The following is a 23,540-nucleotide window of genomic DNA, read 5'->3' as shown; positions in this document are numbered from 1 at the left end:
CTTAAAGCGCGGAGCTGATCTGCAGCTCGCTGGCGCCGTCGAGGCCGTAGATGTCGTCGCGGAATTGCACGACGCCCGGGGCGGTCGACCACGCCGACAGATAGAGGAAGTGAACCGGCACCGGGTTGACCACATTTATCGGGGTGTTCTCGCCGGTCTTGATCGCTGCCTCGAAATGCTGGCGGTCCCAGCCGGGCGTGTCGCGCAGGATCCAGGTGACGAGGTCGCGCACGTTCTGGACACGCACACAGCCGGAGGAATCGAAGCGCATCAGCTTGCCGAACAGGCTCTGCTGCGGCGTGTCGTGCATGTAGACGCCGTCCGGGCTCGGGAAGTTGATCTTGACCGAGGCCATGGCGTTGCCGGCGCCGGGATCCTGGCGGAAACGGTATTTCGCGGCGTCGTCCGTCGACCAGTCGATGGTCATCGGATCGACCTCGCTGCCATCCGGCGCGAACAGGCGGATGTGGCTGTCCTTGAGGTAGTTCGGGTCCTTCCGCATCAGCGGAATGATGTCCTTGCGCACGATCGAGACCGGCGCATTCCAGTATGGGTTGACGATGATCTCGTTGATCTTCGAGTTCACGATCGGCGTCTGGCGGTCGATCTTGCCGACGATCGCGGTGTGGCGCAGCACGACGCGGTCGTTCTCGACCGCTTCGACCTGGGCGCCCGGAATGTCGACCAGCACGTAACGGTCGCCCAGCGTGCCGGCCTTTTCCTTCAGGCGCTGCAGGTTGGTCTGCAACTGGCCGAGCCGGACCTGCGCCGACACGTTCATGGCGGCGTAGGTGTATTTGCCCATGGCGCCGTCGGCCGGCAGGCCATGACGGAGCTGGAAGCGCTTTACCGCCGAGTCGACATAGGAATCGAAGGCCGTCGAAATGCCGGCGCTCTGCGGCAGGTCGCCCGAGACCATCAGGCGCTTGCGCAACGGCACGACATCCGGATCGTCGTCGCCAAGCTGCAATTTCTTGGTGGCCGGAACCTGCTCCCAGCCGCCCTGGGAGACGATGTTCTGGTACTGCGCCACCGCCTGCTCGGTGAAGGCCACCGTCTGCAGGCTGAAGATCGGCAGCGTCGAAGCGACCTTGTTGGTGTCGGTGCCGCGCGCGTCAAACTGATCGTCCCAATTGCCGCGTGTCGAGGATTTCAGGATGTCCCCGATCACGTCCTGGGCGCTCGCCTGGCCGGCGACCAATGCGGCGGCGAGCGCGGAGGCTCCGGTAAGGAAGAAACGGCGGCTGGTTCTCATGGCAGACATTCTTTGCTTAATCGCTCTCGCTCAATCGCTTGCCGGGCGGCTTGTCCGCACTCTAGGGGTGGCAAACTTAACAATTCGCCAACCATGACCCGCATCGGTCGGCCGCCAGAAACGCGCTGCCGCAACGCAGATTCCAAGGAGCGCAAGGCACAGGCCCGCAGCGTCACTCACAAACCGCATTGACCGCGATTATGGCGGCAACGTGGCCTTGGCCCGCGATTTGCATGCGGCGGCAAGGTGAAAGGAAGGGCGGCGATGCTTTTTTGCATCGCGCGAGCTGGCGCGTCCTTGCGAAGTAAGCACCCTGCCCTTCAGGCGCGGAGCTTCAATGCGCAGAGCGACGGTCAAACTCCCGCAGATGCCCGCCTTCGCCAAAAGGATAGGACCGGTGCGCTTCAAGCACCGATCCCGTACTCTTCTCCCGGTCGCGCTTCTTCGGCGCGGCTTTCCCGTCCCCAATTGCGAAGCGCTCACATCCGGTAAGCGATCGTATCGTTCCAGAAGCGGTCGAGCCGCTGCAGCGCGCGGTTCATCTGCTTGAACTCGTCGGTGTTGATGCCGCCGACCGCCTCGATCGAGCCGACATGGCGCTCGTATAGGCCGGCGACGACGTCGGCCACCTCGTTGCCCTTCGGCGTCAGCGAGACGCGGACCGAACGGCGGTCGATGCGCGAGCGCTGGTGGTTGATGAAGCCGAGGTCGACCAGCTTCTTCAGATTGTAGGAGACGTTCGAGCCGAGATAATAGCCACGCGAGCGCAGCTCGCCGGCGGTCAGTTCCGAATTGCCGATGTTGAAGAGCAGCAACGCCTGTATGGCGTTGATGTCGGAACGGCCGTTGCGGTCGAACTCGTCCTTGATCACGTCAAGCAGGCGGCGGTGCAGACGCTCCACCAGCTGCAGCGATTCCATGTAAAGCGAGCGGATAGCCTCGCGGCGATCGTCGGATACGTTTGCGGTCTTCGCCGCCGGACGCGAATTGATCATTGTCTTTGCCTCTCGTTTGTCGCCTTGGTGATTTTTTGTTTTTCACCTTGATCGCGACACTATCGAATACTCATAAAATTCGACTTAAACGCCAGGGCTAACAAGAGCTTACCGGTAAGAGGTTTCGGAAGACGCTTAACGATCGGTCACCCGAGCAAGAACAATTAACCTAAAGATTTAGCCAATTGATTTTCCAGTGAAACGGGGCCGCGAAATCGGCCCCGAAGGCCGGCCCTCGGCCGGCTTTATGGGTGGAGCATGATGTCGTCCGAAAACCGCTTCACACTTTTCGGCATCATGCTCATTGGCGGAGCCGGCGCTTGTGCAGCCAGATGGTGACGCGAAAGACGATGTAGAGCAAGGCCACGCAGGCGTGCGATACGACGATCAGCAGCCGGTGGCCGAAGAGATCGGGGAAACCGGCATACATCACCGTCTCGGTCGCGGCGCAGATGAACCAGATCACCGGCCCCCACGATGCCAGCATCCAGAGGCCGGCGGCGGCGAAGGGAAAGAACACCGCGAGCATGGCCGCCGCCACCTGCCAATGCACCGGCATCAGGTCGAAGCGCCACATCTCGCCCGGATAAATGCCGATGAGGCGGATCCAATAGAGGATGCCGAACAACAGGCAGTAGCCGGCGATGACGCGCTGGAACCAGGCGAAGATGACCTCGGTGGTCGAGGGCTGCAGCACCACGCGCCTGGAGGTGACCTCGCTCACAGGACAAGCTCCTTGTCCCCGAGCGGCGCGAAATAGGCGTCGATGTCGGCCGTCCGGACCTCATCCAGGCGTGCGGGCCGCCACTCGGGCTTCGAGCCTTTTTCGATGATGGCGGCACGGATGCCTTCATAGAAATCATGGCCGGCAAGCATGCGGTTGAGGATGCGGAACTCCATCTTCATGCATTCGTCCATCGACAGTGTCGAGCCGGCGCTGATCTCGCGCCAGGCGACGTTTAGGCTGGTCGGCGAACGGGTCTTGATCGTGGCAAGCGTCCTGGCGGCGAAAGCATCGCCAGCGGCGGCCTCCTCGAGGCTGGCGATGATATCGGCAAGCGAGCTTTGCGAAAAATGGCGTGCGATCGAATCCAGGTCCTGCTGCTCCGTCTCGCGTTTTGCCGGGACGGAGAAATTGCGCAGCTCGGCATCCGGATCGTTGCTGGTCGCCAGCGCGTCGAGCAACCCCGCCTGGTCCTGCGCCTTGATGGTGTGCGTGGCAAGCCCCGACCAAAGCGCATCGCCGTAGCGGATGCGATTTCCGGTCAGCCCGAGATACATGCCGAAGGAGCCGTCGAGATCCGGCAGCAAATGACTAGCGCCGACATCGGGGAAGAAGCCGATGCCGACCTCCGGCATGGCGAACTGCGCGTTTTCGGTCAGCACGCGATGCGAGCCATGGAAGGAAATGCCGACCCCGCCGCCCATGACGATGCCGTCGATCAAAGCGATATAAGGTTTTTTGAAGCGCGCGATGCGGGCGTTGAGCCGGTACTCGTCGGCGAAGAAATCGACCGGAGGTTCGCCGGCGCGGCCGGCCTCGTAGATATGCAGGATGTCGCCGCCGGCGGAAAACGCCCTGCCCTCGGCCTTGACGACGACGACACCGACGCCCGTGTCCTGCTCCCAGGCGTCGAGCGCCCTGCCGAGCGCCTTGACCATGTTGTGCGTGACGGCGTTGAGAGCCTTGGGGCGGGTCAAAGTGACCACACCCGCTCTGCCCAGCCGCTCGAAGCGGATCTCGTCGCCTCCGCCAAAATCCATCACCAGAGAATCCCTCTCTCCGCCCGCCGGGGGAGAGAAGTGCTAAAGGCGGCATGGAGACGCGTCAATGGCGGCGGTTACTGGCAGCGCTCCTTGCGCTGGCGGGCGGCAGCGCCAGATGTTAGGTAACCGGCAAAGCACTGTGCCCGCGCCCGACAGGTTTCGAGCAGATCGACATGCCTGAAATTTTCCGCTTTGCGGTTGGATTGGTCGGTCTCCTATGTCTGGGACTGCCGGTCCGCGCCGCGACAATCGCCGAGCTCTACCAGGCGCAGGCGATCGTCACCGGCACCGGCGAGGCAAATCGCGAGATCGGCTTCAAGAATTGCCTCGACAAGGTGCTGGTCAAGGTCTCGGGCGACCAGCGCCTGACGCAGAAGACGGAGATGCTGGCTCTGCGCGACAAGGCGGCCGACTTCGTGCAGTCCTTCCGCTATCACGACCGGCTCGAAGGCATCCCGATCCATGACGAGCAAGGCACGCATGACAGGCCGCATGATCTCACCTGCCTCTACAAGCCAGCTGTCATCGACAAGCTGCTGGCGCAACTCGGCAGCAGGCCCTGGCTCGGCGAGCGGCCGCCTATCGCCGTCTTCATGACTGCCGAGCAGGGCTCGCGGCATTTCGTGCTGACGGCGGATGAGGACCTGGGCAAGACCATGAGGGAATCCTTCGCCAACGCCATGAGTCCACTGCTGATGCGCATTGTCTTTCCAAAGGCCAGCCAGCTCGGCGGCCTTGACGAAAAGGCGCTCGCGGCCGCCGATATGGCAAAGCTCGACAAGCTCGCGAAGAAAGCGGGAGCGGCCCGGGCGCTCGCCGGCAGCATCGTGTGGAGCGACAAAGAGCTTGGCTGGATCGCCGACTGGCGGCTGGCCGATCGCGGCAGGACCTACCGCTGGCAGGCGCGCGGCGTCAGCTTCGACGAGGCGTTCCGTGTGGCGATCAGGGGCGCGGCGCAGATTTTGTCGGGGCACGGGCAGCCGTGAGGGTTCCTCGCCCCACGCAGTGGGGAGAGAGGTGGCTCGGCGAAGCCGAGACGGAGAGGGGAGCGCCCTACGAAGGCCCCCTCTCCGTCCGCTTCGCGGCCACCTCTCCCCCGCCTTTGGCAGGGGCGAGGAACTCGCGCTTCGACGCTGGCACAATCGTGTCGCATTGGTCAGCAGCGGAGACGCGTGGTAAAAGCCGGCGCAAAAGAGAGTTTCGGCGATGAACAAATTCACTCCCGCAAAGCCCGCCGGCGCGCGCAGCGTCGACGAGATCACCGGCAGCCGGCGGCTGCGGCGCATGCGCAAGGCCGACTGGTCGCGACGGCTGGTGCAGGAGAACCAGCTTTCGGTGAACGACCTGATCTGGCCGATCTTCGTCATCGACGGCAAGAACACGCGCGAGCCGATCGCCGCGATGCCGGACGTCTATCGCCTGTCCCTCGACCTCGCGGTGAAGGAAGCCGAGCGCGCGGCCAAGCTGGGCATCCCGGCCATCGCCACCTTCCCCAATGTCGAGCTTGCGCTGCGCGACCAGACCGGATCGCACATCCTCGACCCCGACAATGTCATCAACCGCGCCACGCGCGCCATCAAGGACGCGGTGCCGGAGATCGGCATCATCACCGATGCCGCGCTCGACCCGTTCACCAGCCACGGCCATGACGGCATCCTGCGCGACGGCATCATCGTCAATGACGAGACGGTGGAGCAGGTCGCCGCGGCTGCCGTCATTCAGGCCGCCTCGGGCGCCGATATCATCGCTCCGTCCGACATGATGGACGGCCGCATCGGCGCCATCCGAGACGCGCTCGACGCCAACGGCTTCCAGGACGTGGCGATCATGTCCTATGCGACGAAGTTCGCCTCGGCCTTCTACGGACCCTATCGCGAGGCGGTCGGCACGGCCGGCCTGCTCAAGGGCGACAAGAAGACCTACTATATCGACCACGCCAATTCCGACGAGGCCGTGCGCGAGGCCGAGCAGGACCTCGCCGAGGGCGCCGACATGCTGATGGTCAAGCCCGGCCTGCCCTATCTCGACATCATCCGCCGGCTGAAGGACGAGCTGCGGATGCCGACCTTCGCCTATCAGGTGTCGGGCGAATATTCGATGATCAAGGCAGCGGCCGCCAATGGCTGGATCGACGGCGAAAAGGCGATGCTGGAATCGCTGCTTGCGCTGAAGCGGGCGGGCTGTGACGGCGTGCTCACCTATTTCGCGCCGGTGGTGGCGGAGATGCTGAGGGGCTAGCCTCGAACGCCCGCTCCGTTTTCGTGCGGGTAAGCCGCATGATTGGCCGTTCCCTCGTTGGAGACGGCACGCGGACGAAACCCATGCGCTCGAAGGTCGAGACATAGCCGCTGCTTGACGCACTGGGCGACAGCTCCGCGTCTATCGGATAGGCCTCCACGGCTGGCGCGCCGCTCTTGAACGCAAGCGCCACCGCGCCTTCGATCAATGCGGTGGCGATCCCTCGCCTGCGATAGCCGATGCGAATATAGAGACAAGACAGCGACCATACCGGCACATCGTCGCCAGCCCTCAGCCGCCAGACCCTGCCCAGATGCGGCAAGGCACTGCGCGGCGTTATCTGACACCAGCCGACGGCCTTTTCCCTTTCGAATGCAAGCAAACCTGGGGGCGGTCCTCTTTCCACCACCGTCTTGAACGCCGACCGGTTGCGATCAGCCGGTTGCTTGCGGTAGCCGGCGCCGATGCGCCAGTACATGCACCAGCATCCCGCCGCCGCGCCCTTTTCGCCGAACAGGTCCTCGAGCGCGGGCCACAACTGCGGTGTGAGCACCCGTATGGCAAACTTCTGATCCTGGGGTCGAGCGGTCATCGCGCAGGCATAACGTTACCCTGACCGGAGAAACGCTGTCACAGATCGCCTCGAGGAACAACCGGGTCGGCAGGATGGCCCATCTGAAAGTCGTCAGCCCGCTGGAATAAACTGCTTGCAATACGCAATCAGTTAAGCTATCCCAAAGACTGATTTCGAATTACAACTGGTTTAGGAGGCAGCCATGTCCAAGTTGCGTGTCAACGCTTTCACCTTGTCGCTCGACGGTTACGGCGCCGGTCCCGACCAAAGCCTCGACACGCCGCTGGGCGTCGGTGGCGAAAAGCTGCACAAATGGATGATCAAGACCCGCTCTTTCCACCAGATGATCGGCAAAGATAGCGGGACCACGGATACCGACAACGATTTTGCGGTCCGCAGCTTCGAGAATGTCGGCGCGTGGATCCTCGGTCGCAACATGTTCGCGCCGAGCCGCGGCGAATGGCCGGACGACAAATGGAAAGGCTGGTGGGGCGACAACCCGCCCTATCATGTACCGACTTTCGTGCTGACGCACTACAAACGCGCACCGATCGAGATGGAAGGTGGTACGACTTTTTACTTCGTTACTGACGGCATCCATTCGGCGCTCGAACAGGCGAAGGCAGCGGCCGGCGGCAAGGATGTGCGGGTCGGCGGCGGCGTTTCGACCGTACGGCAGTATCTCGAGGAGAGGCTGATCGACGAGATGCATCTGGCCATCTCGCCTATCCTGCTCGGCTCGGGCGAGCATCTGTTCGCCGGGCTCGACATGCTGAAGCTGGGGTATCAGTGCACGGAACAGGTTGCCACGGCGGATGCCACGCATGTGATGATCGGGCGGGCGTAGGCCAGGCTTCTCCTTCTCTCTTGTGGGAGAAGGTGGCCTCGCGAAGCGAGGTCGGATGAGGGGTGCTCCAGCTTGGCGACGAGCTGGAAATCGTCACCGCCTCATTTCTTCCAACACCCCTCATCCGTCTCGGCGCTGCGCGCCGATCCACCTTCTCCCACAAGGGGAGAAGGAGGGCGCCTCAATACTTCTCCGGCACGTAGAGTTCGCGCGGCAGGACCTGGCGCTCATATTCTGGATTGAAGACGCGCTCCGGCAGCGTGATTTCCTCGTGTGGAACCTCCTCATAGGGCATCTGCTGCAACAGATGGTCGATGCAGTTCAGCCGTGCCCGCTTCTTGTCGTTGCCCTCGACGATGAACCAGGGCGCTTCCGGAATGTTGGTGCGGGCGAAGGTCTCTTCCTTGGCCTTGGTGTATTGCTCCCAGCGCACACGCGACTGCAGGTCCATGGGCGAGAGCTTCCACTGCTTCATCGGATCGTGGATGCGCATCAGGAAGCGCATCTGCTGCTCCTCGTCGGTGATCGAGAACCAGTATTTCACCAGGGTGATTCCGGAACGGACCAGCATGCGCTCGAATTCGGGCACGTCGCGGAAGAACTCCTCGACTTGGTCCCCATTGGCAAAGCCCATCACCCGCTCGACGCCGGAGCGGTTGTACCAGGAGCGGTCGAACAGCACGATCTCGCCGCCCGCGGGCAGATGCGGCACGTAGCGCTGGAAATACCATTGCGACTTCTCGCGCTCGGTCGGCGCCGGCAATGCCACGACACGGGCGATGCGCGGATTGAGCCGCTGCGTGATGCGCTTGATGACGCCACCCTTGCCGGCGGAATCGCGGCCTTCGAAGACCACCACCAGCTTCTTCTTGTGGTAGGCGACCCAGGACTGCAGCTTGATCAGCTCCGACTGCAGCCTGAGCAGCTCGCGAAAATAGGTCATGCGCTCGATGGAGGGCGGATGCGACTTCTTGTAGATCTTGGCGATCTCGAGCGAGAGCGCCGGCTCGGACAGCTCCAGCTCATAGTCCTCGTCGAGCGTATCCTCGAGCTCGGCCTCCAGCCAGTCCTTGGCTCCGGAATTCGGTTTCAGTTCATTCATCGCGCTGCTCCGTCTGCCTGTCAGCCATCACCGCTTCGGAAGCCCCGGCCGGACACTCCGTAAGCCGACTGAGATACAGAGGCGCAATGACGGTTTTATTGCAATCGCCCGGCAGCTGCATCGACATGGAAGATATGTGATCGACCCCGTATCGATAGCGGGGCGACAAGCGGCGGGAATTGTCCTACAAATCCCTCGCTCTTTCCGGCGCTCGCCACGGCGCTTCTTCAAAACAAATTGCGAGGACCGACATGGAATACCGCACGCTCGGCCGATCCGGCTTGAAAGTCTCGACATTGACGCTTGGCACCATGACCTTCGGCGGCACCGGTCCGTTCGCCGCCGTCGGCAATTCGGATCTTTCGGAAGCCCAACGCATCATCGACACCTGCATCGATGCCGGCATCAACCTCATCGACACCGCAAACGTCTATTCCAATGGGCTGTCGGAAGAGATCATCGGCGAGGCGCTTGGCGGCAAGCGCAAGAACGATGTGCTGATCGCCTCGAAGGCGCGCATGCGTATCGGCACCGGCCCCAATGACGAAGGCCTGTCGCGCCATCACCTGATCCGCGAGTGCGAAAAGAGCCTGAAGCGGCTCAGGACCGACGTCATCGACGTCTATTTCGTCCACCAATGGGATGGGCTCACCCCGGTCGAGGAAACGATCGCGGCGCTCGACACCTTGGTCAATCAGGGCAAGATCCGCTATATCGGCTGCTCCAACTGGTCGGGCTGGCAGGTAATGAAGGCTCTTGCCGTCAGCGACAGCCGCCATCAGGCCCGTTTCATCACTCAGCAGATCCACTACACGCTGGAAGCGCGGGAGGCCGAATACGAATTGCTGCCGATCTCGGTCGACCAGGGCCTCGGCGTGCTCGTCTGGAGCCCGCTGGCCGGCGGACTGCTCTCCGGCAAATACCATCGCGACAGCCCGACCGCGCGCCAGATCGGCGGCTGGACGGAACCGCCGATCCGCGATGAGGATCGCCTGTGGCGCATTGTCGACGTGCTCAACTTCATCGGCAAGGCACGCGGCGTTTCGGGCGCGCAGGTGGCGCTTGCCTGGCTGCTCGGCCGACCGGCAGTAAGCTCGCTGGTGATCGGCGCGCGCAACGAGGCGCAGCTCAAGGACAACCTCGCCGCGGCAAGCCTGTCGCTCACCGAGGACGAACGGCAGCGTCTCGACATCGTCAGCCGGCCGCCGGTGCTTTATCCCTATTGGCACCAGCAGTTCACGGCCAGGGATCGTTTCGGGCCGGCCGACGAGGTGCTCGACCGCTCTCACGCTTAAAACGCTCAGCCGGCGATAAAGCGCCAGACTTCCGCGTCGGGCTTAATCTGCCCGCTCAGCACGAAATATTTGTAGAGGACGAGCAGCGAGATCGCCTGCTCGTCCTGCTCATTGCCGAATCTGCGGCAATAGGCATTGGCGGCGGCGGTTATCCGTCCCGCCTCGTCGGGATGTTTTTCGAAATAGGCCACCTTGTCGAGCAGGTCGGAGAAATCCGGCTGCAGGGGCACATAGTGGACGTTGGGCTCGACCTGGGCTTCGGCGAACCAGGTTTCGTAGGTCGGTTCCGGCATGAGGCAGAGTGAATTGGAGCTCATGATCCATTTCAGGTTCGTCGCGACATCATTGCCTTCGAGCGAGACGATGTAGCGATACTGTCGCTGCTGCTCGATGTTCAGGAACGGCTTGCGGTATCCGTCCGGCGCATCGGCCCTGTGGGAACCCGCATCGCAAATCGGCAGGTCGGCGGCTTTTTCGACGAAGCGGGTGCGAATCGGATTGTTGAGATGACCGCGCCAGACCACCATCGGACGCTTGGCGGCGAAAGACAGGTTGTCGGGCGGCATGTAGAAGTGACGGAACTTGTTCAGCTTCATCAGCACGCCGTTCGCATTGTCGTCGCCGATGGGCCGGTCCTTGACGATCCTCGGGAACTCCGGAACCCCGACAACGTCGCCGAATTCGAAATCGATCAGCAGGCCGGGATCGAAATAGCGCGCGAATTCCTTGAGGTCGTAATAATACATGCTGGAAGAGGACGGCAGCTTGCCGACGGCTACGGCGTCCGGACTGGGCACGAACGGGTGTTCCAGCTTGTTGTAGTAGTTCAGCCGCTCGCGAACCGTCTTGCCCGAAAGCATGGCCTGTTCAAGCCGGCTGGCGAGGCGGTCGCGAAACAGGGACTGCGGTGCGCGGTCGCGCGCGAAATTGCGCGCGTAATAGAACAGCTTTGCGGCGGTTCGAGAGAGTGTGGCCATACGTCCGCGAGTTCAGCAAGTTCCCCTCGTCTCCTACAGCATTCTCCCGGCCATGTTGCAAGCCCGCTAATGCAACCGGCGTTGTGTCGACGCTTTCCCTCAAGCCGCGACCACGGCAAACCCGCGTGCGCGCAAACCGCGCCGGTCGTCATGCAATGAGGTGACCAGCCGATCTCGGCTGCCGGCGATGTGAGCGGAAAGCAGTCGCGCCGCTTCATCGGCATCGGCGCTCCTGACGGCGGCGAGGATGGCATGATGTTCGGCCCAGGCACGGCCGAGCGCCTTCTCATCGCGCACCTCCAGCCAGCGCGCACGCGACAGCCTGGTCATCGCGTCGCGCACCGCCCTGAGCAGAAACTCGTTGCCGGAAAGCCTTGCCAGTTCGATGTGGAAATCCAGGCCGACGCGATGCCACTCCTCGCGCGGCGTCTCAGCATCGCAGGAATCGAGCATCGCCGCGATCACGTCGATGCCGCCACGGTCTTCGAGCGCCGCCGTGAGGCGAACCGCCGCGACTTCGACCGCCTCGCGGTAGACGGCGATCTGCCCGAGTTCGGCAAGGTTGATTGGCGCCACCGTCCAGCCGCGGCCGTCGCGGCCGATCAGCCCTTCCGTCTCCAGGCGCAGCAATGCGGCCCGCACCGGCGTGCGCGACGCGCCGAAGCGGCTCTCGATCCAGCGCTCGGTCAGCCGCTCGCCCGGGCCGATCTCCAAACCGAGGATCATCTCGCGAAGCTGTCTTTCGACATTTTGCATCTGCGACATTTGTCGTCCCGTTTTCCAAGCCGCGTTGACGGCGCTCGCATTTTGACGGATACCAGCTTGGTATCCCAAATTGGTATCCGCAACAACCCCAGCATTGGCACGCATGACATGACGCCCAAGGAACCCGAACAGAGCGGCTTCAACATCCATTGGCGACGCAATCTCGCCGTCTGCTTCGCCGGCTCGTTCAGCACGCTTGTCGCCATGACGCTGCTTCTTCCGTTCCTGCCGCTGTACGTCGAGCAGCTCGGCGCCGAGGGCCACGCGGCGATCGTGCAGTGGTCGGGCATCGCCTATGGCGCGACCTTCTTCGCGGCCGCGCTGGTCGCGCCTTTGTGGGGACGGCTGGGCGACCGCTACGGCCGCAAGCTGATGCTGGTACGCGCTTCGTTCGGCATGGCGATCTGCATGTCGTTGACCGGCATGGTTGAGAGCGTCTGGCAGCTGGTGCTGCTTCGATTGCTGATCGGTTTTGCCGGCGGTTATTCATCGGGTTCAACGATCCTGGTGGCGATGCAGACGCCCAAGGAGCGCTCCGGCTGGGCGCTGGGCGTGCTGGCGGCGGGCATCACGGCGGGCTCGCTGGTCGGACCGCTGCTGGGCGGCCTGCTGCCGCCGCTGATCGGCATCCGCGCGACCTTCCTGCTGTCCGGCGCCGTCATTTTCCTGGCCTTCCTGGCGACGACTTTCCTGATCAAGGAGAACCCGCCGGCGCCCAAGCCCGCCTCGACGACGAAGCCGAAAAGCGGCTGGTCGCAGATCCCCGACAAGCGGCCGATCGTCGCCATGCTGGCCACCGGCATGCTGCTCGCCTTCGCCACCATGTCGATCGAGCCGATCATCACCGTCTATGTGCAGCAGCTCGTCGAGGACCAGAGCAAGGTGACCATGGTCGCAGGCGTCGTCATGTCCGCGGCGGCGCTGGGTACCATCCTGTCCTCGTCCTGGTTGGGAAAACTCGCCGACCGCGTCGGCCACTGGAACGTCGTGGTCGGTGCGCTGGCGGTCTCGGCATTGCTGCTCATTCCGCAAGCCTACGTCACCAATGGCTGGCAATTGATCGGCCTGCGCTTCCTGATGGGCCTGGCGCTGGGCGGACTGTTGCCCTGCATCACCAGCGTCATCCGCCACAATATCCCTGATGGGGTCGGCGGCAATGTGCTTGGCCTGGCGATCTCGGCGCAATATGTCGGCCAGGTCGCGGGACCGCTGTCCGGCGGCTTCGTCGGCGGGCATTTCGGTATGCGCTCGGTGTTTCTGGGCACAGCGGTGCTGATGGCGCTCGGTGCTGCCTATAACTGGATTGTCCAGTCGCGCCGGGCGCGGCATATGCTGCTCGAAGCTGGCGAATCCTAAACCGGCGCCTCCACCTCAACCGCAGCATGGAGATCCAGGATGAGCATTGCCGGGCAGGCATCAGATGGCGGGAGCCGCATCCTCGTGCTGGCAGCCGGCCTCGTCGGCGCGGCCGGCGTAGTGCTGTCGGCGACGGCGGCGCATCGCGGTGGCGCCTTCACCGGCACGGCGGCCAATTTCCTGCTGATGCATGCGTCGGCATTCCTTGCCATCGGCCTTGCCGGCGGCAATCGCTGCCTCAGAATCGCCAGCCTCGTCCTGCTCGCGGGCCTGCTTCTGTTCTGCGGCGATCTGCTCGCCCGCGACTTTCTCGGCTCGCGGCTGTTCCCGATGTCTGCGCCGATCGGCGGTACACTTTTGATTGCCGGCTGGGTAGCGATCGCCGTCTCGGCGCTGTGGCGTCCTCGGCCGTAGGTATTTCCGGCGAGCGTTTTTAACTCGCGCGCCGCTTGCGCTTGCGCGCAGGCAGGTCGTTGGCGCGGCGCCGCTCGGGCTGCTCGGTTCCGCGCGTGATGCCCCAATAGTTGCGGTAGATGTCCTGAAACAGATGACCAATCGGATGCATGACTGCTTCTCCTCAAGTTGAATCGATCCAATGCGTGGACACGAAAAATGGCCACGGTTCAGCCGCGCTTGCGCTCCACGAGGAAGCGCAGTTCGCGGCGCCAGGGACCCGCTCTGCCGCGCCGCTTCTGGCTAATGGCCGCCGAGGCGATGCCCCAGTCGTTGCCGTAGATGTCCTCGAACAAGTAACTCACCGGATGCATGGCACCCTCCTGTTGAAACCGCTCCGTCAAAAAGCGAGCGGACTTGGATCGATTCAAATCATAGGCCTCAATCACGCGAAGTCAAGCAGGCTTTGAATCGATCCAACAAAAATGTTAGATGACCAGCAGCAATTCAGCGGTCATGTTCTTCCCGTGACCGGATTCGGAGGAACGACATGGCATCAGTCCTCGAAGGCCAGGCAAGACCGATCAGGCTGGCCGACATCGCCAAGGCCGCCGGCGTCTCGCATGGCACGGCCTCGAATGTTTTCAGCCGCCCCGAGATCGTGCGCGCCGAAGTGCGCGAGCGGGTCAAGGCGGTGGCGGAGCAGATGGGTTATGCCGGTCCGGACCCGAAAGGCCGCCTGCTACGCGCCGGCAAGGTCAACGCCATCGGCGTCGCCACGACCGAGCCGCTCTCCTACTTCTTCGACGATCCGTTCGCCCGCGTGATGATGGCCGGCATTTCCGAAGCCTGCGATGCCACCGGCGCGGGCATCGCGCTGGTCTCGGCCGCCAATCAGGAAAAGCTGGCCTGGAACATTCAGAGCGCGCTTGTCGATGGTTTTGTACTGTTCTGCATCGAAGGCGGCTCGCGTCTTGTCGACCTGACGCGCGAGCGCAGGTTGCCCTTCGTTGCGCTGGAGCTCGGCTTCCAGGACGAGACCGTATCGGCCATCGGCGTCGACAATGTCGCCGGCGCCAGGCTCGCCGCGCGCCATCTCGCCGAGCTTGGCCATCGCCGTTTCGCCGTCCTGTCGCTGGGCTTTGCCGACAACCGAACCGGCTTCGTAACGCCGGAAGCGGTGCGCACCGCGGTCTACACCGGAACGCGCGATCGCCTTGCGGGCTATTTCGAGGAGCTGTCCCGCTTCGGCATCGATACGGCGAAGATCCCGGTCTATGAGACCGAGAACGAGGAAAAAAGCACCAGGGCCGGCCTCGAGGCGATCTTCGCCAGCGGCGAACCGCCGACCGCCATCCTGGCGATGTCGGACCGCATGGCCCTGATCGCCATCGACTGGTTGAGAGCACGCGGCCTCGACGTTCCCGGCGATGTCTCCATTGTCGGCTTCGACGGTGTGCCGGACGGCGCGCTGTCCACGCCGCCACTGACCACCATCGCCCAGCCGATCACCGAGATCGGCCGCCGCGCCGCGCGCATGATTCTCGACCATGATGGCGCGGTGCGGCGCGAGACGATGGGCGTCGAGTTCGTCGTCAGAGGTTCGACCGGGCCGGCACCGAAAGCCTGAGCGGGCTGAGGCAATTCGGATAGATCGTAGGCATTTCTTTGCCCTGCGGTCAGTAGCCGCCCGCCCGCGCCGGCAGCGGCTGCACGCCGAATGTCGCACGCGCAGGCTCCTCGCGCACCGGCTTGGCGCGGGATGGGCCGAGGCTGGCAAGCCATTCGAGGTAGAGCGCAAGCGCGAGCTGCATAGCGATGCCTGCCGCGATCAGCAGCGTGTCGTAGGCCGGGCCGCCCGGGTTGATCAGCTTCAGCACCTGCGCCGCCATGGCGAGCAGCGTGCCGGCGATGAACACCGGCAGCGAGCGCTTGCCCAGGATCGCGAGCGGATTGTCGGGCCGGACGCGGAAGAGGTTGGAGACCGCCGGCAGCGCGACGATCAGGTAGCTGACCGCAAGAATGTGCAAGAGCCGCGGCAGCGACAGGAAGGTCTTGTCGAAGCCGCCGATCACCACCGGCAGGTTGAACCAGGTGATCTGACCCCAGAGCGGAGTGTGCACCCAGATCGCCGCGCCGCCCACATAGATGCCGGCGGCGCCAAGCAGCCACGGATTGACCGGGATGCGCCCGCCGCGCTTCACATGCAGCATGGCGGCAAGGCCTATGTTGAACAGGAACTGCCAGGACAGCGGATTGAGGAACCAGAGGCCGGGCTCCGGATAGTTCGGCGGCGCGATCTGCCAGATGCCGGCGACGAGCCACAGCAGGCCGGACGCGATCAGCGCCGGCACGGGCCGATAGCTGACGAACAGCACGAAAGCAGGCGCCGCCAGAAGCAGCGCCGCATAGACCGGCAAGATGTTGTTGTAGCCGAGCTGGTGGCCGAGCGTGACGATGCCGAGCAGGGCCTGCGGCGTGTTGCGCATCAAGGGTTCTATGTTGATCATCGCCAGCATTTCCGGCCGGTGCGCGAACAGCGCGGCGGCGCTAAACAGCGCGATCACCACCATCGTGATGACGATGTGGGAGATGTAGAGCACCCCGGCGCGCCGCCACATCTTCAAGGTCGCGAGCAACCGGCCGCCCGGCTTGAACTTCGTGCCATAAGCCAGCGCCACCGAGATGCCGGAAATCAGCACGAAGGCTTCCGCCGCGTCGGAAAAGCCGAAATTTTTGTAGGTACAGTTCTCGAAAACGGTGCCAGGCACATGGTCGACGAAAATGGTGAGCAGCGCGAGCGCGCGCAGCACGTCGATACGCGTGTCACGATCGATACGTGTGTCACGATCGTTGATGCGCGTATCGCGCTCTCCGACACGCTTATCGCGGTCGTTGGGAACAGGGGTGGTCATCGACAAAAGGCCTCAAAGCTGGTTGTTCATAGCCAGCAAATGCGACCCCCGGGGCGCACCGCTTCGATTCCTCCCACGGGGGAGTGTATCGGCGGAAAAACGGCCCGAATTGCGCCTGGTTCAATCAACTTTCGCGGAGCGCGAAAATATTCCGTTTTGAAGCCGGCAAATCAATAAATCTCTTATGGAATCAAATGGATATGAGCGCTTCCGAATATAGCGATAAAAACAGTATCCTGCGCCGGGACCTCGCCTTTCCTTACCGTCTGCTGAGGCCGGCGAACGCAAGCGGCGAGTGCCTGTTCGTGCTGCACGGGTCAGGTGTCGACGAGACGACGATGCTGCCGCTGGCAAGGCAGATCGCGCCGCGTTCGGTGATCGTCGCGGCGCGCGGCCGCATTCCACAGGAGGACGGATTTCGCTGGTTCGAGCGAATCACGCCGACCAGTTTCGAGCAGGTCTCCATCCATGCCGAGACGGCCGCCTATGCCCAGTTCGTGACGGAGGTCGCGGAGGTGCAGCGGCTCGACCTGCAACGCGCGACCTTCCTTGGCCATTCGAACGGCGCCAATGTCGTCTCCAGCCTGATGCTGCTCCATCCCGGCATTGTCAGACAGGCAGCGCTGTTGAGGGCGATGCCGGTGCTCGACATCTCGCCAATGGCCAACCTCGGCGGCAGCCGCGTGTTGATCATTGCCGGGGCGGCCGACCAGACCTATGGCCCTTTCGCCCCTGCCATGGTGACACTGTTCAGCGAACGCCAAGCCGAGGTCGACGCGCGCATCGTCGCCTCGGGCCACGAGTTTGGCGATGCGGACGCCGCGATCCTGCGGCAGTGGCTGGTAGCGCCTGTCGCGGTCGCCTGACTGGGCCAGGCGGGGCCCGGTGCGGCCATCAACGATCGAGACCATCCCGGCATGTTATAGGAACATCGTCCAGACACGCGTTGAGGGGCTGCTCGACCGGCCTCGCCCGATCCCCTCACCCATGTCCCATCCGGTTCCAGGCGTCCAGGCCGGCGATCTTGTAGGCCTCGGCCAGGGTCGGGTAGTTGAAGGTGTTGTTGACGAAGAAGTCGACCGTGCCACCGAGATTGATCACGGCTTGGCCGATATGGATGAGCTCGGTGGCGCCCTCGCCGACGATGTGGGCGCCGAGCAGGCGGCGCGTCTCGACCGAGAACAACAGCTTCAGGAAACCGCTGCTCACCCCCATGATGTGGCCGCGCGAGGTCTCGCGGAAGCGCGCCAGGCCGACCTCGTAGGATGCGCCGCTGTCGCGCACCTGCTCTTCCGACAGGCCGACCGTCGAAATCTCCGGCACGGCGTAGATGCCATAAGGAAAGCTCTCCGGCGGCGGCGGCAGGTGAACCCCGAAGGCGTGGCAAGCCGCCACCCGCCCCTGCTCCATCGACGTCGAAGCCAGGCTCGGGAAGCCGATAACGTCGCCGGACGCGTAGATGTTCGGCACGCTGGTCTGGAAAGTCTGCGGATCGACCTTGATGCGGCCGCGGGCGTCGGCCTCGATGCCGACCGTGTCGAGGCCGAGGCTGGCGACATTGCCGGTGCGGCCGGCGGCGTAGAGCACCATCTCGGAGCGGATGGTGCGGCCGTCGGCCAGCGTCACTTCGGCGTGGTCGGGTTTCGAGGCGATCTCCTTCACCGTGCTGCCGAGGCGGATGGTCATGCCGCGGTCGCGCATCTGGTGGATGAAGTCGTCGACGATCTCGCGATCGATGAAATCGAGGATGGTGTTGCGCGGCTCGACCAGTGTCACCGGCACGTCGAGGGCGGAAAAGATGGTGGCGTATTCGACGCCGATGACGCCGGCGCCGATCACGGTCAGCGTGCGCGGCAGATGATGGAGCTCCAGCATCTCGTCGCTGTCGAAGACGCGCTTCTTGTCGAAGGGCACGTCGGCCGGGCGGTGCGGCCTGGTGCCGACGGCGATCAGCGCGTTGGCGAATCCGACTTCGCTATAGTCGCCATTGTCGGCGGTCAGGCTGACCTTGTTCGGCGTGAGGAACTTCACCGCGGCGCGCACGCTCTTCACCGTGTTGCGCATGAACTGGTGCTGCAGCACCTCGACCTCATGGTCGAGCGTCTTGTGCAGCCGGTCGACCAGATCCGAGATCGAAATGTCCTGCTTGACCCGGTAGCCGCGTCCGTAGAAGCCACGTTCGCGCCAGCCCGAGAGGTTGAGCACCGTCTCGCGCAGCGTCTTCGACGGGATGGTTCCGGTATGCACCGAGACGCCGCCAAGGCGCCGGCCCCTGTCGACCACCAGCACCGACTTGCCAAGCTTGGCCGATTGCACCGCGGCGCGGCGCCCCGAAGGGCCGCTGCCGATGACCAGCATGTCGTAGTCCATGTCCCGTCCCCTTTGTGCGCCGCAGCAAGCTAGACCGGGAAGAATGTCATGTTCAACAGGCAACACCATTCCCTCGGCAGGCGAATCCGCCGATGCAACCAAAAGCACGAGAAACCTTAACCGGACGGCAAGGCTTGCGTGCAATGGTCCATATCGAGGGGACCACCGGGGTAACAGAGTTGGCGATTTCCAAAAGCGATGCGCTGCCTGGCGCAGAGACCGGTTTCTGGTCCGGCCTTCAGAGCAGCGTGGTTCTCACCGACCTGCGCGAGGGCCTGTTCCGTTTCATCGCGCTGGTGGTCGCCGCGGTCTTCGTCTATCGCGGTGCTCGTCACCTCGTCATCGATCCGGGCCGGCTGAACATCCTGCTGCTCATGATCTCCGACGTTCTGACCTTTACCTGGCTGCTGCTGGCGCGTCGGCCGATTGTCCGCGACTGGAGCCCTTTCACGGTATTCATCTCGGTGACGGCCGCTTTCGGTTCGGGTTTCGTATCGTTCCAGGATGGAATCGCCGTCATCCCGCTCTATATCGCGGCGCCGCTGCAATTCCTGGCGCTGTGGCTGGTGATCTGGGGTAAGATGTCGCTTGGCCGCTCCTTCGCCATCCTGCCGGCCAACCGCGGCGTCGTCACCGGCGGCGCCTATCGGTTCGTGCGGCACCCAATCTATGCCGGCTATCTGGCAGGGCACATCCTGTTCCTGCTGTCGAGCTTCTCGCTCTACAATTTCGCCGTCTACGCGATCATTACCCTGTTCCAGGTCCATCGCATCCTGCGCGAGGAGCGCATCCTGGCGCTGACAGAGGAGTATCGCGACTATCTCGGGCGGGTTCGCTACAGGCTCTGTCCCGGCATCTTCTGACGTCGCGCCCGGCGGTGGCGGGCACGTTCCTTGAATTCCAGGCCGCCCTCACCATTTGAAAAGGCGGCAGGCATTCCCACGGGGGTGCTGCGATCGAGGAACGGATATGAACGCACGCGTATTGGACGGCGAGATCATCACGACGAGGTTTGAGGACACCCGCGCATATCGTGGGGTGCGGACAAGGCGCATTTTCGCCTTCCTGCTCGACTATTTCTTCGTCGCGCTGCTGACCATTCCCTTCGCCATCCTGGTCGCCATTCTCGGCCTGTTGACCTTTGGCCTCGGCTGGGCGCTGTTTTCCGTGCTGGTGCCGATGGTCGCCATCCTCTACATCTGGAACACGCTGGGCAGCCGCGACCAGGCGACGACCGGCATGAAGATCATGGGCATCCGCCTGGAGAAGCTTGACGGCAGCCGCATCGACGGCATGACGGCTGTGGTTCACTCGGTGCTGTTCTGGGCCGGCAACGTCATCCTGACGCCGCTAGTGCTCCTGGTCACGCTGTTCTCCGACCGCAAGCGCACGCTGCACGACCTGCTGCTCGGCACCGTCGTAACCCGCACCGATATCTGACGGATTCACGGCCGCGCGCATCAAGCCGCCGCGTCGCCCGTGCTTAAATATGAACAGGCCAAGGCCATCGCGGCAGCATAATCCTGTTGAATTTTTCGGCGACCGGGCCAAAGGTAGGGCGATTCGCAGGAGCGTTTCCAAGATTAGATGACGCAGCATCCGACCCAGTCGCCGCAGTTCTTCCTGACCGCGCCGTCGCCGTGCCCTTACCTGGAGGGACAGTTCGAGCGCAAGGTGTTCACGCACCTTGTCGGCGACAAGGCGCCGGAGATGAATGACCTGCTGACGCAAGGCGGCTTCCGGCGCTCGCAGAACATCGCCTACCGTCCGGCCTGCGAGTCGTGCCGCGCCTGTGTGTCGGTCCGCATCCTGGCACAGGAATTCAGTCCCAGCCGCAACATGCGCCGCGTCATCCAGCACAATGCCGACCTTGTCGGCGCCATGCATGACGCGCAGCCTTCGACCGAGCAATACTCGCTCTTCCGCAGCTATCTCGACGCCCGGCATCGCCGCGGCGGTATGTCGGACATGACCGTGCTCGACTATGCGATGATGGTGGAAGACACCCATGTCGACACCAAGATCATTGAATACCGGCGTCGCGGCCCCGACACGTTCATCACCGGCAAGGGCCATGGCGAGCTGATAGCCGTCGCGCTCACCGACAAGATGGCCGATGGCCTGTCGATGGTCTATTCCTATTTCAATCCCGACTTCGAGGACCGCTCGCTCGGCACCTTCATGATCCTCGATCACATCGCCCGCGCCAAGGCGATGGGACTGCCCCACGTCTATCTCGGCTACTGGGTCAACGGCTCGCGCAAGATGAATTATAAGATGCGCTTCATGCCGCAGGAGCATCTCGGCCCGAAAGGCTGGGAACGCTACGACCACGAAGCGGTCAGTCGCTGAACCTCCCCACGCTTCATCCTTAACTGTTTCAAGGAGGAGGACACCGGCCTTTCGGCCCTCAGGCTGGAACGAGCGCGGCGTGGCCGCTGTGCGCCTGCTCAAGATAGTTTGCGAGAATGCCCAAGTGTCCACCCACACCGACCACCAAAAAGGTCTCCTGATCACCGCCATAGGCGGCCTCACACTGACCGTCGACATACCGCTGATCCGGCTCGCCGACGGCACACCCTGGACGATCATGATGTTGCGCACCGCCACCACCTTGCTGGCCGGGCTGGTGGTGTGGGCCGTCTGGCGGTCGTTCGACCGGAACGCGCCCCGGCTCATCCCGGGTTGGTCGGGACTTGCCGTGGCCTTTTGCTACGGCATGACCGGGATATGCTTCGTCACGGCGGTCTATCACACCTCGACGGCCGACCTTGTCTTCATCCTGGCCTTCAACACCGTGTTCGCGGCGCTGCTGTCATGGCTCTTCCTCAAGGAAAGACCGCGGCCTGCAACCGTCATCGCCATGCTGGCGATGATTTTCGGCGTGCTGATCATCGTCGGCGGCTCCGTCGGCACCGGGCATCTGTTCGGCGATTTCATGGCGCTGTGCTCGACCTTCTTCGTCGCCCTCGCCATCACCATTTCGCGCGCCAGCGGCGAGGACATGGGCTTCACCGCGCTGGTCGGCGTCATCCTGCCGCTGGCGCTCGCCGTCTTCATGGTTTCAGGCGAAGGCGTTCACGTGAACGCACCGTGGTGGATCGTCTTCAACGGCGCCGTGATCATGCCGATCTCGTTCTTCTGCCTTGCCAACGGACCGAAATACATTTCAGGCCCGGAAGTGGCGATGTTCTATCTGCTGGAGACGGTGCTGGCGCCAGTCTGGGTCTGGCTGATCTTCGCCGAGGAGCCCACACGCAACAGCCTGATCGGCGGCTCGATCCTGATCGTGACGCTGGTCGCGCATTCGCTGTGGCAGTTGCAGGGCCGCAAGCGCCGTGCCGCGCTTGCCGTGGTTCACCCGGCCTGAACTTTCCTCGGCTCGGCCGCAGCTTCGATCTGTGGCGGCGCGCCGGCCTCGTCGGCGACAGGCGCAAGCTCGTCCATGATCTCGACCTCGCGCAGCCATTCGCGCCAGATGGCGACGAGCAGCGCCATCAACACCGGGCCGATGAACAGGCCAAGAAAACCCATCGTCTTGACGCCGCCGATCAAGCCGAAAAAGGTCGGCAGGAAGGGGAGCTTGATCGGGCCGCCGACCAGCTTGGGCCGCAGCGTCTTGTCGACGATGAAGAGCTCGACCGCGCCCCAGATGAACAGGGCCGCGCCGGCGAAAAGCTTGCCGCTGGCGGCGAGGTAGATCGACACCAGGGTGAAGGAGAGCGGCGCGCCGCCCGGGATCAGCGCCATGATGCCGGTAAGCGCGCCAAGCGTCACCGGGGATGGCACGCCGGCCAGCCAATAGGCGATGCCGAGCACAAGGCCCTCGCCGATGGCGATGATGGTCATGCCCGTCACGGTCGAGGAAATGGTTGCCGGCACGACGCGCGAGATACGTTCCCAGCGCGTCGGCAGGATGCGTTCGCCGAGGCGATCGACCTGGGCCGCGAAAGACTCGCCGTCGCGATAGGCGAAGAACAGCGCGATCATCATGAACAGAAGCGTCAGAATCAGGCTGAAGGCGCTGCCACCGGCGGCCAAGGCGCCGCGATAGATGCTGCCGATGTTGGAGCCGCTGATCAGCTGGATCAACTCGCCGATGCCGCCGGGATGGCCGAGATAGGCCGTCCACTGCTCGTTCAGCCACTGGCCGACGACCGGTATGGCGGCGATCCAACCCGGTGTCGCCGCGCCGTGGCGATTGGTCTCGATCGCCCAGGTGACCCACTCGCGCAGCTCGTTGATGGCATAGGTGCCGGCAAGCGCGATCGGCACCACCAGGAAGGTGAGGATGAAAAGGATCGCCAAGGTCGCGCCGACCGTGCGGTTGCCGCCGACACCAACGAGCAGCCGGCGGTACAGCGGCCAGCTGGCAAAGGCGATGACGAGCGCCGCCAGCACCGGGAACAGGAAGCCGTGGAAGAAATAGACGCCGGCAGCGACGATCAGCGCCAGGAGCCAGCGCGCCGCCGACAGCGGTGGGATGACGGCCGCCCTCAGCGGCGTCGACAGGCCGAACAGGCGCTGCCCCGGCTTCTGGATCTCGGCGCGCTTCAACCCGGCGTTGCTCCCTGCCTGATGGTTCGATGGATGCTTATGCACCATCATAGTGCAGCAATCGTGACGATAGTCCAAATAGTGCCTTTCCTTCTCCCCTTGTAGGAGAAGGTGGATCGGCGCGCAGCGCCGAG

The 23,540-nt window shown here is 63.5% G+C and carries 25 protein-coding genes; 12 read left to right on the top strand and 13 right to left on the bottom strand.

The window, feature by feature from the left end; translation table 11 throughout:
• Window position 1 precedes the first annotated feature (1 nt).
• The 4 genes from LB538_RS12360 to LB538_RS12345 all read right to left on the bottom strand — a co-directional run bounded on the left by LB538_RS12360 (window position 2) and on the right by LB538_RS12345 (window position 4,014).
• On the bottom strand, window positions 2-1,255 hold the full coding sequence (locus tag LB538_RS12360) for a murein L,D-transpeptidase (RefSeq protein WP_224530705.1): 1,254 nt from the start codon (window positions 1,253-1,255) through the stop codon (window positions 2-4).
• Between the two features lie 479 nt (window positions 1,256-1,734).
• Window positions 1,735-2,250: a transcriptional regulator LdtR gene (gene ldtR / locus LB538_RS12355; protein WP_040983294.1), complete on the bottom strand. Its 516-nt coding sequence runs from the start codon at window positions 2,248-2,250 to the stop codon at window positions 1,735-1,737.
• A 301-nt stretch (window positions 2,251-2,551) separates the two neighbouring features.
• Window positions 2,552-2,974 carry a DUF6163 family protein gene (locus LB538_RS12350; RefSeq protein WP_224530706.1) on the bottom strand — a complete coding sequence of 141 codons (423 nt, stop codon included), beginning with the start codon at window positions 2,972-2,974 and terminating at the stop codon, window positions 2,552-2,554.
• Entirely contained in the window at window positions 2,971-4,014 is a 1,044-nt protein-coding gene (locus LB538_RS12345; RefSeq protein ID WP_224530708.1) for an enoyl-CoA hydratase/isomerase family protein, read from the bottom strand. Before LB538_RS12345 ends, LB538_RS12350 begins: the two co-directional genes overlap by 4 nt.
• 176 nt (window positions 4,015-4,190) lie before the next feature.
• Here LB538_RS12345 and LB538_RS12340 point away from each other — a divergent pair, with 176 nt between their 5' ends.
• Window positions 4,191-5,003 (top strand): DUF2066 domain-containing protein, encoded by an 813-nt coding sequence (locus LB538_RS12340; protein WP_224530709.1) that lies wholly within the window; start codon window positions 4,191-4,193, stop codon window positions 5,001-5,003.
• Between the two features lie 220 nt (window positions 5,004-5,223).
• Window positions 5,224-6,255, top strand: a complete 1,032-nt coding sequence (hemB, locus tag LB538_RS12335) for a porphobilinogen synthase (RefSeq protein ID WP_224530712.1) — start codon at window positions 5,224-5,226, stop codon at window positions 6,253-6,255.
• Here the strand turns inward: hemB and LB538_RS12330 are convergent.
• Window positions 6,212-6,847, bottom strand: a complete 636-nt coding sequence (locus LB538_RS12330) for a GNAT family N-acetyltransferase (RefSeq protein WP_224530715.1) — start codon at window positions 6,845-6,847, stop codon at window positions 6,212-6,214. The two genes, hemB and LB538_RS12330, sit on opposite strands and share 44 nt — an antisense overlap.
• Window positions 6,848-7,031: 184 nt before the next feature.
• On the opposite strand from LB538_RS12330, the gene LB538_RS12325 reads away from it, so the two are divergent.
• Entirely contained in the window at window positions 7,032-7,676 is a 645-nt protein-coding gene (locus LB538_RS12325) for a dihydrofolate reductase family protein (RefSeq protein ID WP_224530717.1), read from the top strand.
• 181 nt (window positions 7,677-7,857) lie between these two features.
• On the opposite strand, the gene ppk2 is transcribed toward LB538_RS12325, so the two are convergent.
• Window positions 7,858-8,778 (bottom strand): polyphosphate kinase 2, encoded by a 921-nt coding sequence (ppk2, locus tag LB538_RS12320; RefSeq protein WP_095767696.1) that lies wholly within the window; start codon window positions 8,776-8,778, stop codon window positions 7,858-7,860.
• Between the two features lie 251 nt (window positions 8,779-9,029).
• Between ppk2 and LB538_RS12315 the strand changes: the two genes are divergently transcribed.
• Window positions 9,030-10,073 (top strand): aldo/keto reductase, encoded by a 1,044-nt coding sequence (locus LB538_RS12315; protein WP_224530732.1) that lies wholly within the window; start codon window positions 9,030-9,032, stop codon window positions 10,071-10,073.
• A 5-nt stretch (window positions 10,074-10,078) separates the two neighbouring features.
• Here LB538_RS12315 and LB538_RS12310 read toward each other — a convergent pair whose 3' ends face one another.
• Both LB538_RS12310 and LB538_RS12305 read right to left on the bottom strand, forming a co-directional pair.
• Window positions 10,079-11,050, bottom strand: a complete 972-nt coding sequence (locus LB538_RS12310) for a glycosyl transferase family 90 (RefSeq protein WP_140842664.1) — start codon at window positions 11,048-11,050, stop codon at window positions 10,079-10,081.
• Between the two features lie 99 nt (window positions 11,051-11,149).
• Window positions 11,150-11,815: a GntR family transcriptional regulator gene (locus LB538_RS12305; RefSeq protein WP_140842662.1), complete on the bottom strand. Its 666-nt coding sequence runs from the start codon at window positions 11,813-11,815 to the stop codon at window positions 11,150-11,152.
• Window positions 11,816-11,923: 108 nt separating this feature from the next.
• Between LB538_RS12305 and LB538_RS12300 the strand changes: the two genes are divergently transcribed.
• Both LB538_RS12300 and LB538_RS12295 read left to right on the top strand, forming a co-directional pair.
• Entirely contained in the window at window positions 11,924-13,171 is a 1,248-nt protein-coding gene (locus LB538_RS12300; protein WP_224530798.1) for an MFS transporter, read from the top strand.
• 39 nt (window positions 13,172-13,210) lie between these two features.
• Window positions 13,211-13,585: a DUF423 domain-containing protein gene (locus LB538_RS12295; protein ID WP_224530734.1), complete on the top strand. Its 375-nt coding sequence runs from the start codon at window positions 13,211-13,213 to the stop codon at window positions 13,583-13,585.
• Between the two features lie 19 nt (window positions 13,586-13,604).
• Here the strand turns inward: LB538_RS12295 and LB538_RS29160 are convergent, their stop codons facing one another.
• The gene (locus LB538_RS29160; protein ID WP_095767702.1) at window positions 13,605-13,736 is read right to left on the bottom strand and encodes a hypothetical protein; all 132 of its coding nucleotides are present in this window, start codon (window positions 13,734-13,736) and stop codon (window positions 13,605-13,607) included.
• Window positions 13,737-13,794: 58 nt separating this feature from the next.
• The gene (locus tag LB538_RS12290) at window positions 13,795-13,938 is read right to left on the bottom strand and encodes a hypothetical protein (protein ID WP_181164970.1); all 144 of its coding nucleotides are present in this window, start codon (window positions 13,936-13,938) and stop codon (window positions 13,795-13,797) included.
• A gap of 176 nt (window positions 13,939-14,114) precedes the next feature.
• Between LB538_RS12290 and LB538_RS12285 the strand changes: the two genes are divergently transcribed.
• Window positions 14,115-15,194, top strand: a complete 1,080-nt coding sequence (locus LB538_RS12285; RefSeq protein ID WP_224530735.1) for a LacI family DNA-binding transcriptional regulator — start codon at window positions 14,115-14,117, stop codon at window positions 15,192-15,194.
• Window positions 15,195-15,243: 49 nt separating this feature from the next.
• Here the strand turns inward: LB538_RS12285 and LB538_RS12280 are convergent, their stop codons facing one another.
• Window positions 15,244-16,479 (bottom strand): OpgC family protein, encoded by a 1,236-nt coding sequence (locus LB538_RS12280; protein WP_224530736.1) that lies wholly within the window; start codon window positions 16,477-16,479, stop codon window positions 15,244-15,246.
• 200 nt (window positions 16,480-16,679) lie between these two features.
• Between LB538_RS12280 and LB538_RS12275 the strand changes: the two genes are divergently transcribed.
• Complete coding sequence (locus tag LB538_RS12275; protein WP_224530738.1) at window positions 16,680-17,345, top strand: alpha/beta hydrolase; 666 nt, start codon at window positions 16,680-16,682, stop codon at window positions 17,343-17,345.
• Window positions 17,346-17,460: 115 nt separating this feature from the next.
• Here the strand turns inward: LB538_RS12275 and sthA are convergent, their stop codons facing one another.
• Window positions 17,461-18,849 (bottom strand): Si-specific NAD(P)(+) transhydrogenase, encoded by a 1,389-nt coding sequence (gene sthA / locus LB538_RS12270; RefSeq protein WP_224530739.1) that lies wholly within the window; start codon window positions 18,847-18,849, stop codon window positions 17,461-17,463.
• Window positions 18,850-19,028: 179 nt separating this feature from the next.
• Between sthA and LB538_RS12265 the strand changes: the two genes are divergently transcribed.
• The 4 genes from LB538_RS12265 to LB538_RS12250 all read left to right on the top strand — a co-directional run bounded on the left by LB538_RS12265 (window position 19,029) and on the right by LB538_RS12250 (window position 22,219).
• Window positions 19,029-19,712: a methyltransferase family protein gene (locus LB538_RS12265; protein ID WP_224530746.1), complete on the top strand. Its 684-nt coding sequence runs from the start codon at window positions 19,029-19,031 to the stop codon at window positions 19,710-19,712.
• A gap of 106 nt (window positions 19,713-19,818) precedes the next feature.
• Complete coding sequence (locus tag LB538_RS12260; protein WP_073989170.1) at window positions 19,819-20,289, top strand: RDD family protein; 471 nt, start codon at window positions 19,819-19,821, stop codon at window positions 20,287-20,289.
• 147 nt (window positions 20,290-20,436) lie between these two features.
• Window positions 20,437-21,201, top strand: a complete 765-nt coding sequence (locus tag LB538_RS12255) for an arginyltransferase (protein WP_095767708.1) — start codon at window positions 20,437-20,439, stop codon at window positions 21,199-21,201.
• Between the two features lie 124 nt (window positions 21,202-21,325).
• Window positions 21,326-22,219 (top strand): DMT family transporter, encoded by an 894-nt coding sequence (locus tag LB538_RS12250; RefSeq protein WP_224530801.1) that lies wholly within the window; start codon window positions 21,326-21,328, stop codon window positions 22,217-22,219.
• Here the strand turns inward: LB538_RS12250 and LB538_RS12245 are convergent.
• A complete protein-coding gene (locus LB538_RS12245) occupies window positions 22,207-23,406 on the bottom strand; it encodes an AI-2E family transporter (protein ID WP_224685827.1) in 1,200 nt (399 codons plus the stop codon). The genes LB538_RS12250 and LB538_RS12245 overlap by 13 nt on opposite strands.
• Between the last annotated feature and the right edge of the window lie 134 nt (window positions 23,407-23,540).

Origin of the sequence: Mesorhizobium sp. Ca11 (assembly GCF_020165275.1) — a bacterium.
In the GTDB taxonomy this organism is placed as follows: Bacteria; Pseudomonadota; Alphaproteobacteria; order Rhizobiales; family Rhizobiaceae; genus Mesorhizobium.
The sequence above is the reverse complement of the archived record's forward strand: the minus strand, read 5'-3'. Positions and strand labels throughout refer to the sequence as shown.